This window comes from Microvirga sp. GN3, from assembly GCF_055792825.1.
In genome coordinates this window covers 1-13,404 of the sequence record NZ_JBVVAK010000084.1, presented here as the reverse complement: position 1 = coordinate 13,404, position 13,404 = coordinate 1, and the positions used below count along the sequence as shown (strand labels likewise).

General features: G+C 63.2%; 5 protein-coding genes. 1 reads left to right on the top strand and 4 read right to left on the bottom strand.

From position 1 onward, the window contains the following. Nucleotides 1–48 precede the first annotated feature (48 nt). From ACS5Q1_RS30155 to ACS5Q1_RS30140, 4 genes are all read right to left on the bottom strand, one after another. A complete protein-coding gene (locus ACS5Q1_RS30155) occupies nt 49–351 on the bottom strand; it encodes a hypothetical protein (RefSeq protein ID WP_473101661.1) in 303 nt (100 codons plus the stop codon). 95 nt (nt 352–446) lie between these two features. Next, a complete protein-coding gene (locus tag ACS5Q1_RS30150; RefSeq protein WP_473101660.1) occupies nt 447–1,757 on the bottom strand; it encodes an HlyD family type I secretion periplasmic adaptor subunit in 1,311 nt (436 codons plus the stop codon). Continuing rightward, nucleotides 1,754–3,502: a type I secretion system permease/ATPase gene (locus ACS5Q1_RS30145; protein ID WP_473101659.1), complete on the bottom strand. Its 1,749-nt coding sequence runs from the start codon at nt 3,500–3,502 to the stop codon at nt 1,754–1,756. The genes ACS5Q1_RS30150 and ACS5Q1_RS30145 overlap by 4 nt, the downstream gene beginning before the upstream one ends. Nucleotides 3,503–3,621: 119 nt before the next feature. Beyond that, nucleotides 3,622–12,321 carry a peroxidase family protein gene (locus ACS5Q1_RS30140; protein ID WP_473101658.1) on the bottom strand — a complete coding sequence of 2,900 codons (8,700 nt, stop codon included), beginning with the start codon at nt 12,319–12,321 and terminating at the stop codon, nt 3,622–3,624. A 364-nt stretch (nt 12,322–12,685) separates the two neighbouring features. Between ACS5Q1_RS30140 and ACS5Q1_RS30135 the strand changes: the two genes are divergently transcribed. Next, nucleotides 12,686–13,063, top strand: a complete 378-nt coding sequence (locus ACS5Q1_RS30135) for a hypothetical protein (RefSeq protein WP_473101657.1) — start codon at nt 12,686–12,688, stop codon at nt 13,061–13,063. Nucleotides 13,064–13,404 lie beyond the last annotated feature (341 nt).

The following is a 13,404-nucleotide window of genomic DNA, read 5'->3' as shown; positions in this document are numbered from 1 at the left end:
GCAAGCTATTGTGTTTTCACAACGATCATCTCCGGATGAAGTCACGGCTCAATGGCTGCTACCTGTGACCTTCTCCAAGGCCCGTTCTATCATCAGGTCATGCAGACTCTCGCGCCGCTCTCGTAACGAGGCGGCCAGGAGGTCGTGGTGACCGAGGTTAGCCTCAAGCTCGCCCTGAACGACATCAAGCGCGCGCAGAAGTGAGCTTCCGATGAGACCCCGGACATCGACGCACAAGGCACAGACGATCAGGTCAGTTACGATCCTCTGAGAGGTGAGCTCTGCCGTCACGTGAGCAAGCAGGTCCTCCAGTGTCTCCTTCTCAGTTTCGAGCGGCTCACGTTTCAGCACGACGAAGCTCCCTGAATTGCCTCGATCCAAGCCACGGGGACCCGAATGCTCCGGGCAAATTTCACTGAAGCGTCCGTCTCGAACACCTCCTGGACCTATTCTTCCCTGAAAGCACGCGCCAGGTGGTCGGCGATTGGCTTCGTCAGATACGAGAATACTGTCCGATAACCTGTCTGGATGAGGCCTTCCACGGGCATGCCCGGCAGTAGCTTCGCGGAACCGAGGCGCTCCTGCTCGCCTTCTGCAATGGCAATCCGGACAGGATAGTGGGATATGCCACTGCGCTCGTCCGTTACGAGATCGGCGGCAATGCGCATGACGTGCCCCTTGATTTCCGGCGTCGTGCGTTGATTGAAAGCCGATAGCCGCAGGACAGTATCGAGGCCCTGACGGAGTTGGTCGATGTCCTGCGGCGCAACCTTCACCTCGATGGACAGCTTGTCGCCCTCCGGCATGACGAGCATCAGGGTATCGCCCGGTCCGATGACGCCTCCAATCGTATGCACAGCCGACTGATGTACGGTTCCATCCTGTGGCGCGCGTATGTCGATACGCTTCAACTGGTCCTCGGCCGCGACCTTGCGCTCCACGAACTCGGCAATCTTCGCCTGGACCTCGCGCAGCTCCGTGGAGACCTCACTGCGCAGATCCTGGTCTATCTGCATGATCTGCAGTTCGGTTTCGCTGATCCGGCCCTTCGCCTGAGCGACCGTCGAGATGAGCTGCCCGCGCTCACCCCGAAGCCGTGTCTCCTCGCGCTTCAGCGAGGTCACACGGGTGATCGGAACGAGGTTCTTCTTCCACAAGTCCTGGACGCCCGTAAGTTCGGATGCGATCAGATCAATTTCATCCGCCTTGGCCGCCGCCTGCAACTTGGTGCCGTCAATCTGCTCGACGAGTTGCGCCACCCGTTCCCGGAGCTGCGACTTCTGACCTGAGCGCGCCTCCCGCCTGTTATCGAACAGGCGCCGCTCGCCATTCATGAGTTCGGCAATATCCAATTCGCCTGCGCGGGCCACGAGGTCCACCGGGAAGCGGATCGTCTCCGTCCCATCCCGCTCCGCCTCAAGCCGTGCCTTGCGGGCAATCATCTCGTCGATGCTCTTGGCAACCATCGCAAGATTGGCCCTTGCCACAGTCTCATCGAGACGGATGACAACATCGCCTGCCCTGACGCGATCGCCGTCACGGGCGAGGATTTCGCCGACGACGCCGCCGGTCGGATGCTGGACCTTCTTCACATGGCTGTCCACGACGACCATGCCCGGCGCGACGACAGCTCCTGACAGCTCGGTCGTCCAGGCCCATCCGCCGAGACCGCCGACGAGAAGAGCGACGCCGCCGAGCGCGAGACGGGTATGGCGGGAGATGGACTGGCGTGCTCTCGAATTGATGGTGCCACTCATGATGCTGCTCCCCGTGCTTCCGCGGGCCTGACCGTGCTGGATGGATGCTCGTTGTTGGCTGGAACTGGGCGGAGGACGCTGCTGAGAACCTCCTCCTTGGTGCCGAACTTGCGGACCACGCCCTCATCGAGGACAAGAATGTGGTCGACGCCAGCAAGAGCGCTCGGACGGTGGGCAATCACCACGACAATGCCTCCGCGTTCGCGCACACCGAGGATGGCCCGGGTCAATGCGTGCTCACCCTCGTTGTCGAGATTGGAGTTCGGCTCGTCGAGGACGACGAGGAACGGGTTGCCGTAGAGCGCGCGGGCGAGGCCGATGCGCTGGCGCTGACCGCCGGAAAGCGAAGCACCGGCCTCCCCGACCTGCGTCTCGTAGCCCTGAGGCAGGTGCAGGATCATCTCATGGACATCGGCGGCCATGGCAGCCCTGACCACGTCCTCCGGCTTCGGGTCAGCATGGAAGCGGGCGATGTTCTGGGCGACCGTACCGGCGAACAGTTCGACGTCCTGCGGCAGGTAGCCGATGTGCTGCCCCAGATCCTCGGGCAGCCACTGATCGAGTGCTGCGCCGTCGAGGCGGACCTTGCCGCGCCATGTCGGCCAAACGCCGACAAGCAAGCGGGCGAGCGACGACTTGCCGGAGGCGCTCGGGCCGATGATGCCAAGTCCCATTCCAGCCTTCATCTCGAACGAGACATCCTGTACGGCGAAGCGCTGACTCTTGGGCGGGCCTGATCCAGCGCTCTCGACCGACAGCGAGGCTTTCGGTGCCGGGAGCTGGAGCGGTCGAATGTTGGAGCCGTCGTCCTCGAGGGAAGTGCGAAGCCGCGACCAGCCCTGACGGGCTGCGACGAAGCCTTTCCAGTTTGCGATGGCGAGTTCGACGGGAGCGAGCGCCCGGGACACCAGGATCGATGAGGCGATCATGATGCCGCCCGTCGCCTCGTTATGGATGACGAGATACGCTCCGATGCCCAGCACGCCGGATTGCAGCGTCATGCGCATCACCTTCGAGAACGCGCCGAGACCACCGGACACGTCCGAGGCCTGCTGCTGATGTCCGAGATACTGCGCGTTGGCCTGCCCCCACATCAGTCCTAGCCGCCCGGCCATGCCCATGGCGTGCACGACTTCAGCATTGCGCCTGGCGCCGTCGCCGATGCCGTTGCGCTGAGATGCCGCTTGAACCGCCGCCTTGGAGGCCTTGCGGGTCAGCACATCCGTCAGCACCGTGAAGGCGACGAGGACCGAGGCGCCGCCCACCGTGACCCAGCCGAGCAGCGGATGGAACGCGAAGCAGATGAAGAGATAGAGAGGAATCCACGGCAGATCGAACAGCGCCGACGGGCCGCCGCCGGCGAGGAAGGCACGAATCTGGTCGAGATCGCGCAGCGGCTGCTGTCCGTCGCCTTCGGCCTTCCCGCGCAGTGGTGCGGCGACCTGGAAGCGGAAGACGCGCTGGCTCAGGTCTTCATCAACCGCAGCACCGACGCGGGCGAAGATGCGACCGCGGAGCATGTCGAACAGACCCTGGAACAAGAACAACGCGAGGATGATGGCCGAGAGACCGACGAGCGTCGGGACGCTGCGGCTCGGCAGTACCCGATCGTAGACCTCCATCATATAGAGGGAACCCGACAGGTAGAGAATGTTGATCAGGCCGCTGAGCAGGGCGACCCCGAGCAGGGCGCCGCGGCAGGATGCCATGAGGCTGATGCGTCCCTTGGCGGATGGATAAGACATAGTCGTGTCCTCGGAGAATGAAGGATGAAGCCGGATGCCGCATTGGGGGGATTGCGACATCCGGCTCCAGGCCACCCCGCCGGGAGCAACACATGATCCGGCAGGGTGCTTTTCAGCGATCAGAAGATGAAGTCGGTCTGATCGAGATCGGCAGGAGAGACGCCCTTCAGGACGAGGACATCGTCGCCGTGGGTGATGACGGTGTCGTCGCCGGTGCGGGCCAGGTGCAGATCGGACAGACTGTCGACTTTGGACAGGCTCCTCGCGTCGATCCGGTCATGGCCATCGCGGAAGTCTGTCACGGTGTCCCGGCCGCCGTTCCGTTCGAATACGAAGACGTCGCGTCCGGAATTGCCCTGGAGGAAGTCATCCCCCTTGCCGCCCACGAGACGGTCGTTGCCGCTGCCGCCGTAGAGACGGTCCTCGCCATTGCCGCCGTAGAGGCGATCATGGCTCGAATTGCCGTAGATGCGGTCCTCACCTGCGCCGCCGGACATGGTGTCTCGTCCGCCGCCGCCCTTGAGGATATTGTCGCCAGCATTGCCCTTCAGGACGTTGGCGAGGCTGTTGCCCGTGCCGTTCACGTCGTCGCTTCCGGTCAGGAACAGTCGCTCGAAATTCGAACCGAGCTTGTGGCTCACGGACGAGGACACGGTATCGATGCCCTGGTTGCGGCTCTCGTAGACCCGGTCATCGACGCTGTCTACGTAGTAGACGTCGTTGCCCTTGCCGCCCCACATCCGGTCGCTTCCCTCGCCGCCGTGCAGTCGGTCGTTGCCGTCGCCGCCGCGGAGCTGGTCGTCGCCCGAATTGCCGTGGAGGCGGTCATGACCGCGTCCACCCTCCATCCGGTCTTCCTCATCCGTACCCTGGCAGGATTCGGACCTGGACGATCCTTTCACGCTGCCGCCGATGTTCTCCACCTCGATCTTGAAGGTCTGCTGCGCGGCATTGCCGTCAGAGTCCGTCACGACGACCGTCAGCTCGTGAGAGCGTTGGGTCTCGAAGTCGAGGGAAGCTCCCTGCCTCAGCACGACATTGCCGCCTCGGATCTCGAACAGGTTGCTTGACGCTCCCTGAAGAGAGAACGAGATCAGGTTGGCCGCTTCCGGAGCAAGCTCCATCAGGCTCGCAACCACCGTACCGGCCGACGCATTCTCCGCCATGGACGGCACCTGGGCCGAGAGGAGACTCTGCGGCTGGTTCACCTGTGCCGGAGCGTTGGTGATGCCGATGAAGTCTGCCGCAGTCAGGGTCACTTGTCCGGACAGTGCGATCTCGAATGCGATCGTCGACTGACCGAAGATGCCGGAGGCGGAGCGCCCTTCCACGATGGTCTGGTTAGTGCCTGCGTCATAGCGGTAGCGTACTTGGCCGCCGCCGCCATTGGTGAAGGCTCCGGTCCCGATGAACGTGAAGTCCTGGTCTCCGAAGGCAAACGTGCTTCTGTTCGCGTCCATGGCCGCGAGATTGATCTTGTCGACACCCTGAACGAAGTCCGTGATCACGTCCCGGTTCGCGCCGGTGCCGGTCTCGTCGTCATCGAACGCGAAGGTGTCGGTACCGTCGCCGCCGGTCATTCTGTCGACGCCGCTTCCACCGTCGAGGACATCATTCCCGGCTCCGCCGTTCATGGTATCGTTGCCAGAGCCGCCGAAGATGGCGTCGTTGTCACCACCGCCATTCAGGACATCGTTACCGGTGGCACCATCCAAGGTGTCGTTCCCAGTTCCACCGTCAATGGTGTCGTTGCCGCCATTGCCGTTGAGAATGTCGAGACCGTCGAGACCAGAGAGATTGTCTCCGCCGCCACCTCCATCGATCACGTTGTTGAGAGCGTTTCCGATGCCCGTGAAAGCGCCGTTAGCGGTGTATTCGAGGTTCTCGACGCCAGCCGTCAGAGTGTAGCTCGCAAGAGCCGTCTCGACTCTGTCGACACCACCGGAACCAGCAGCGCTCTCGTCCACCACATCCCCGATATTGTCGACGATGTAGGTGTCGTTGCCGCCAAGGCCCCGGAGGGTATCGGCGCCGCCGCGTCCGTCGAGGACGTTGGCAGATCCGTCACCGATCAGGATATCGGCATTGTTGGAGCCCACGACATTCTCGATCCCGGCGATCGCCGCGAAGCCGGAGGCCGTTCCCGCCGAGAGGTCGACCGTGACACCGCTGGTGGCCGTCGAATAATCGAGCGCGTCGGCATTGCCCGCCCCGAGATCCGCCACCACCCGTTCGATGTCGGCGTTGATCGTTGCCGCTTCGACCTGGGTCAGACGGGTGCCGTTGAAGGCGACCGTCAGAGTCTCGCTGCCAGTTCCGGAGTCGAAGATGCTGACTGCGTCGGTGTCGGCACCGCCATTGAAGGTCGAAGTCGCCCCTCCACCGTCGATCTCGTACAGGAAGACGTCGTTTCCGGCACCGCCATTGAGGACGTTGTTGCCCGATCCGCCGTCGATGGTATCGTTGCCGTCGCCACCGTCGATGGTGTCGTTGCCCGTGCCGCCGCTGATGGCATCGTTCCCGGCTGCACCCGTGATCGAGTCATTACCTGCGCCGCCATTGATCACGTCGTCTCCCTCAAGGCCGGAGAGCGTGTCATTGCCGTTGCGACCGTTGATGAGGTTCGGGGCAGCGGTACCAGAGAAGTTGTCGCCGGTGAAGTTCGAGTTGGAGCCGATCCGCGCCGTCATCACTGATGCAACGCTTTCCTGGTTGCCCGCACCGTCCGTGAAGCTCACCACCACGCGGATGAACTGCCCGACCCGGTTGTCCGGAACCGTGTAGTTCCGCTGCGTGGCCCCGTTGATGGGGGTCCAGGTCGCTCCCAGGTTGTTCGAAAACTCCCATTGGAAGCTGAAGGTGCCGAGGCCGTTGAGGTCCGCTATGGCATCCGTATTGGCCGTCAGCACGTTCTCGGTGCCGGAAAGCGTCGGCGCTCCCGTTGCCTGTCGCTGCGCGATCAAGACCTTCTGATCGGCGAACTGAAGGTACTCGATGTTGAACAGGCGGTCGGTGCCGTCCGAGAGGCGGTTGTTGCCCGTGGTCGGGTCGGTCTCGACCGTCACGTTCACGTGCTCCACCGTGAAGCTGCCGTCGGCGTTCTTCGTGAAGGTGTAGTTCGCCCGCACGTCGCCGTAGACCGCCACGTCGTTGGCACTGTCGTTGAGGTCGCCGTCGACGATCTCGCGGACGATGCTGAGCTGGCCCGGGTTGATGGTCGCGCTAAGCATCAGAGCATCGAGGGTCTTGCCGCCGAAGACCGGTGTTGCACCATCCTTCGGAGCCCCGTGGTCATAATCAGCATCGCGGTAGATCTTCCCCGTCATGCCGTCGGCGGTAAAGACCCCCTCCGACGTCGTGATGCGGATCCGCACGTTCAGCCACTGGTCACCATCGATGATGTCATCCCCGGCAAAACCCTTGATGGTGTCGCTGCCGCCGCCGCCGAGGATGATGTCCGCGGCCTGCGAGGTGTCGAGCACGATCATTTCCTGATTGCCGTTGGCGTCGAGGACCGGCCTGCCCTGGGCGTCCACAACCGGAATACGGGTGCGGTGCGCCACCAGTTCGGCAAGGCCATTGATGAGCGAGACATTCTTCTGCAACAGGTCGTTGGAGAAGGACTCGAGCGGGGAGTCAGGTCCCGGGATGGCGGCCGTACCCGTGGCCTCCGCCCTCGTGTTCACCGCCGCGACGCGCCCGGTGAGGATGTCGTCGTGCTTCCATCCGGACAGGCCCTCGACGAGGTCGAAGCGGTCGCGCAGGATGAACGCCTCCTGGTTGTCGAAGAGCGGGATGCCGAGGTCGGTATTCGCCGCGACGGTGTCGCCCTTGTGGATCGCCCAGTCGAAGCCGGCCATGCCGTTGTTGCGCTGAATGCCCTCCGCCTGGAACATGATGTCGTCGCCGGATTCGGCATCGTAGTCGCCATCGCCGGCCCCGGCATTGAGAACGTCATGTCCGATGATGCTGGAGTTGAAGAACAGCTCCGAATTCTCGCCGGCCAGGGTGTCGAAGCGTGCACCGCCCTCGATCCAGTCGTCGCCCTCGTTGCCCATGAGGAAGTCGCCGCCATCACCGCCGAGGATGAAGTCGTTGTCCGTGCCGCCGAAGACCTGCTTGCCGTCCGGACCTGCGATCAGGAAGTCCTGTCCCTGGTTGCCGAAGAGCAATGCCAAGCCCGATCCGCCTTGGATGACGTCGTTGCCTTCCTCGCCGTGCAGCTTGTCGGTCATGCCGATATCGGTGCCGGCATTGGTGATGATGTCATCGCCTTTGCCGCCATGGATGATGTCGACGCCGTAACCGGCTTCGATGGTGTCGTTGCCCTCATAGCCCCAGACGGTGTCGTCGCCCTCGCCGGCCACAATCAGGTCGTTCTCGGACGTGCCACCCATGACCACGTGGTCGGTGCCGTTGTAGATCAGCACGTCGAGGTCGCCATCGCCGTCGACGTCCTTGCGCACCACCAGCGGCGAGAGAGCCTGGAGGGCCGGGTTATCCCAGACCGGGTCCGCACCGACCTGCTTCGAGATGATCATCTCGAGGGTATGGGCGGGCGTGGCGAAGATATCGCCCGGGAGCGCAGTCCGACCCTCGTCGCCGAGGTCGGTGTTGCGCATGATGATGTCGGTCATCGAGTTGTTCTCGAGCTCGTTCAGGAGGTTGAGACCCTGGACACGCGAGAGGTAGTAGAACCGGTCGGCATCCTGGAGGGCTTCCAACTGCGCCTCAAAGACGAAGGAGAAGGTGGAACCCAGCATGCCGCCGAAGTCCATCTTCTTTTCGGCAAGACCGCCCATCCAGAGGTCGATGTCGTTGAGACCCGTCTCATGGCTTGCCCAGTAGGTGTTCTCTGTGGCGTTCAGGAAGTCGAGACGGTCGGCCGGCGCACCGGGTCCGCCGAACACGAGCAGTGCCGCCGCTGCGCGCTTGGCCTCCATCGTGGTTGCATCAAGGATGCTCTGGTGCTTCCCGTAGGCTGCGATGAAGTTGACGATCGACAGCGAGTTCTGAAGATTCAGCGCGAAGTCGGCCCAGCTCACGTAGGGCTTGAGCTGTGAGTCCTGCCCTGACATCTGGTAGAACTGCGCGCGGGCCTCGTTGAGGGACGGCAGGCCGAGATCACGGCCTCGCGCGATGTTGAGCGCCGCGAGGTCGAGCGGGATGCCGACGAGCTGGTTGCGCAGTACGTGTGTGACGAACTCGTCGATCTCGTTGCCGTGCTGGCGGGACATGCCGCGGATGATCGCGCCGGCCGCCTGCTCATGATCCACGACCACGTCGCCATTCGCATTGGTCGCGCCGAATTCGAGCGGGTTGAGGAAGCCCTCGAACAGGGTCATCGATACCTGCTGGCCGTTGACGGTGATCATGTCGATGTTCTCGTTGAGCATCGAGTGGCCGAAGCGGTACACGGCCTGCGCGAACTCCGCGAAGATCGCCGGGTTGATGTCGACCGACGGCTCGAACACGAAGGCGTCGACATCGGGCTGCATCTTGCGGGCGAACTCCTCGAAGACGAGGTGCTGGTACTCCATCTCGTTGGTGAAGCGGGCGGCCTGGAACAGGCGCTCGCCGTCCCATTTCAGGGCAGCCTTATCCGCATCGGTGGTCGGGATCGCCGTGACCGGAACGAGCAGCCACTCGTTCAGGAAGCCGAGGTCGCCGCTCGAGAGCGCCAGCGACTTGACCTGATCGATGAGATGATTGTGCTCCGAGTGGAAGACATGGTGGATGGCGGTCAGGCCTATGTTCTCGTTGCCGCGTCCGTCGCCCGTGATGTAGTGGGCGTCGAGCAGCTCGTCGTCGTAGGCAGTCTGCTGGCCGCGGGTGTTGACGAGACCGGTTGTCGAGCCGTCGGCATTCGCATAACCGACCGCGCTGTCGCCGTCATTCTGAAGGACACCGCCCACGACGACGGGTACTGCCGCATGGGCGATATCGTCGAGGAAAGCGTGGGCCGTGCGGGCAGCGGTCGCCAAGCTCACCGGTGCGTCTTTCGTGCCCGAGATCACGATGTCGTCGGAGGTGTTCGGAGTGCCGTCATTGCCGAAGCCGACGATCACCTGCGCATAGCCGGTGTCGGGATCGGGGATGAAGTTGCCGTAGGGGTCGGTGCGCAGCAGCGGGACCATGGAGACGTCGGCGTCGGTGAGGTCGATGCCGAGCATCTCTTTCGCCTGCGCCTTGACATCGGCCCAGGTGGCGAGACCGCGCTCGCCGTCGAGCAGCCTGCCGGTGGCGACCGTCTTACCGTCCGGATCCTTTGTGTACTCGCGTAGGAAGACCTGGTGCGAGGGATGCGAGGTGTAGGTCTGGTTCTGGTCGACCCAAGGCGTGGTCACGTTCATGTTCTCGCCGCCCGGTACGGCCGCACGGGTCATCGCCATGAAGTTCGTGTGGCTGCCCGGCACGTAGAGCGGATCATCCGGCTGGAGCGGGATGTAGACCGTGCCGCTGCCGCCCTTGGCGATCAGGTCGAGACCGTGGTCGAAGAACTGGCCAAACAGGGTGAAGAGCGAGTTGTAGGGCGCGGAGTCCCCGATGTCGGGTGCGACGTTCGGGATCAGGACGGTATTACCGTCCATCTGGATGCCCAACTGGTTTAGGAGATTAGCCAGGGTCGTCTGCGCGGCCGTGACGGCCTGGGACGCTCCATGCGCATCGGCAAGGGCCTCCTCGGCAGCCGTCAGCTCAGTGGTTGCCGTCGTCACGTCGGCCTGGGCCTCCGTGACCGCCGCGGCGGATTCCGCCGCCGTCGCCCGTGCATCGGTCTCGTTGGTCTGGGCGGTGGCCAGGGCCTCCTGGGCCGCGATGTAGTCGTCGTTGGCCTCCTGGAGCCGGGCACTGACGAAGTCGTACACGGCCTGGGCGTCGTTCATGGCGTCTTCGGCATTGGCGAGGGTCGCCAATGTCGTGGCGTGGAAGGCCACGTCCTCCGCCAACTGCGCCTCGGCCGCTTCGACAGCCTGCTCGGCATTCGCCAGCTCCGCGGTCGCGGCATTCACGCGATTATTGGCGGCCTCGACCGCTGCGGTAGAGAGGCCGACCTCCGCAAAGGCGGCATCCACATCAGCCTGCCTGTCGTCCCGGGTCTGTCGGGCAGCTTCAACGTCTGCGAGCGCGTCAGCGTAGGCCTTGCTCTGCTCGTTGAGTCCATCGAGCACGGCCTGCGCATCCTGCAATGCCGTCTGGGCCAAGTCGCGAAGCTTCAATGCCACCTCATAGGCTGAGTTGGCAGCGTCCAACTGGAGCTGAGCCCCGGCAAGGGCCGTGTTGGCGTCATCCAGCTCCGTGGTTGCCGCGTCCACGTCTGCCTGGGCGGCATCGGCAGTCGCAGCAGAGGCTTCGGCTGTCGCCTTGGCGTTGGCCTCGGCGGTCTTGCTCTCTGCCAGAGCCGACTGGGCAGCCCTGAACTTGGCGTTCGCTTGAAGGAAGGCAGCCCATTCCACAGGGTCTTCAGTATCGACGCCGTCTGCCATGATGGCATCGTACGCGGCCTTCGCCTCGTCGTGCGCCTGCTGGGCGCCCGCGAGGTTCGTCAGGGCCGTCTGATGCGCGGCATGATCTGCATCCGCCTCTGCCTGGAGCGGCGCGAGGGCGGCCTCGGCATTCGCCAGCTCCGTGGTTGCGGCATTCACGCGATCATTGGCGGCCTCGACCGCTGCGGTGGAAAGCCCGACCTGAGCCTGAGCGCCATTGACGGTGTTCTGGGCATCATTCAGGGCCTGCTGGGCGGTGTCGACGGCAACCTGGGCCTGCGCGATCTCATCGCTCAGGCCGTCGGCACCACTCACGATGAGACCATCGAGAACCGCCTGCGCGGCATCAAGTGCCTGCTGGGCAGCATCGCGCGCCTCCACGGCTGCCGCATGAGCGGCGTTATGCTGGGCCAGTTGCGTCTGGGCCGAGGACAGCTCAGCTTCGGCTGCCACCTTCTCGGCGGTTGCGGCGGCTACGGCATCCTGTGCGTCCTGGAGCGTCGCAGCGGATGCATCGACCCGGGCCTGCGCCGCGTCGACGGCAGCCTGTCCGTCCTCCATGACCTGCTCGGCGGCGTTGAGATTGAGGGTCGCGATTCCGAGCTGGCCGTTCATGGCATCGAACACGGCCTTCGCGTCATTGAAGGCCTGCTGCGCGGCGGCGAGGTTCGTCACGGCCGTCGCATGGGTGGACTGGTCAGTCGAAGCCTGCGTCTGTGCCGCGGTGAAGGCTGCCTGGGCATCCGCCAGCGCCTCCTCGGCCGCATCGACGGCAGCCTGAAGTCCGGGGATGGCGCCGGGTGCGCTTCCGGCCTCCGCCTGCGCCTGTGCGATTGCCGCGCGGGCGGCCTGGATCTGCTGGATGGCGGTCATCTGGGCCGCGCCCGTGATACCGGCATAGGTCAGTGCCGCGCTGATGGCGGCAGGGTTGTTCAGCGTCTGGTCGGCGACGAGGTTGGAGATGATCCGCGGATCGGAATCGACGACGTTGCTTCCGATCTGGCCGTAGTCGTTGTTGGACACGACCGTCGTCGGACCGAGCGGCAGGGCGGGGTCGTCGTTCTCGTCCACATGATCGGGCGGCGTCAGGACCGGGAACGGCTGGTCGGCGGCGCCCCAGGTCTCGCGTCCTTCGACGAGGTTGTTGTAGGTGCCGTCAACCGTGCGCAGACCGTAAGGCAGCAGAAATGCCTGGGTCGGCGTGGTGGCGGCATTGGGATCGAGCCCTCCCGCCTCGGCGACGAGCTTGCGCAGGTCTCCTCCGGCAGCGTGCGCTTCTGCAATCTTGATCTGCTGCAGAATGAATTCGAGGTCGTGCTTGACGAGATTGACCATGATGCTTCCCCTCTGGGTGGGCTCGGCCCACATTGCTTGTGATCTGCGCATTGCCGCGACCGGGGCTTCCTGGCCCGCAGGTCCGCAATTTCACCAACAGTCTTGACCAGAGCCGCGAGGGCGGCATCGGATGAAGGTGTAACGGTTTTTTAGTAAATAGTCCGAGGTCCAGGGAGACCTCGGTCTGTTATCTTCGGTCCAAGGGCCAGACATTCGACTGGTCTAAAGTCCGACCCTGCACCGGACCGCGTTTTTCCAAATTATACTTACGGGTAGAATGCAGGTTCCTTTAGGAGGGTAGTCCTGCCGCAATCAAAAACACCGGCTATTGTGACGCACTCACGAACTGGAAGGCCGGAGAGATATGCAACCGGATGTCCCATTCCCAATCGCGCGTTTCAATCAACGCGTTCAGGAAAGCATATTGGAAGAATTCGGCGGACGTTGCCCCTCCGCATCCGAGCTGGCTCAGATTCCAGATTCCCGTTTGCTGAAGTTGCCTGGTTTCGGACCGAAAACGCTTCGAAGAATTCGCTCTCTCACCCAAGGTTGGAGCAAGATTCCTGAGATCTCAGCACCCCGGTTCAGCACCCGGCTTCAATCGGAACTGGATCACCTAGAGGGGGAGATCGGCGTCCTGCAAGACGAGTTTCATCGCCGGCAGATGGAACTTCGATGTAAACTTGATCTGCTTACATCTCAGTTCCTGTCACAGCACTTTTCCTTCAAAGACGAAGCATGAGGGTTTCCAACATCAGGTTGGTGTCGCACCCGAAGCGCAGACGTTGAAAGACCTCATGGGGAAGATTAGCCGATCTGCCCATTTTGATTGCGCCAGCACTTTGCAAGGAACATGCAGGCAGCGGCGACAAGAGCAACGGACTACGTAAAAAGGCGACTTACATCGACGCTTCGGTAGATCGCGATCTCTTCCGGCCTCACCGTTGGTAGCCTCTAGGTCGTCGTCCGTGAAGAATCCCGATCTCGTTGAGACGATTGGGATATCGGGCGCATCACCGCCTTCGATTGCGCAGGATTGCGCCCCAACAGCAGTGGATTTCCTGCGTTTTCCGTTGCCGCTCT

Coding starts and splice junctions, on each gene's coding strand:
- ACS5Q1_RS30145 (WP_473101659.1), bottom strand. CDS start 3,502: ATGTCTTATCCATCCGCCAAGGGACGCATCAGCCTCATGGCATCCTGC.
- ACS5Q1_RS30140 (WP_473101658.1), bottom strand. CDS start 12,321: ATGGTCAATCTCGTCAAGCACGACCTCGAATTCATTCTGCAGCAGATC.
- ACS5Q1_RS30135 (WP_473101657.1), top strand. CDS start 12,686: ATGCAACCGGATGTCCCATTCCCAATCGCGCGTTTCAATCAACGCGTT.
- ACS5Q1_RS30150 (WP_473101660.1), bottom strand. CDS start 1,757: ATGAGTGGCACCATCAATTCGAGAGCACGCCAGTCCATCTCCCGCCAT.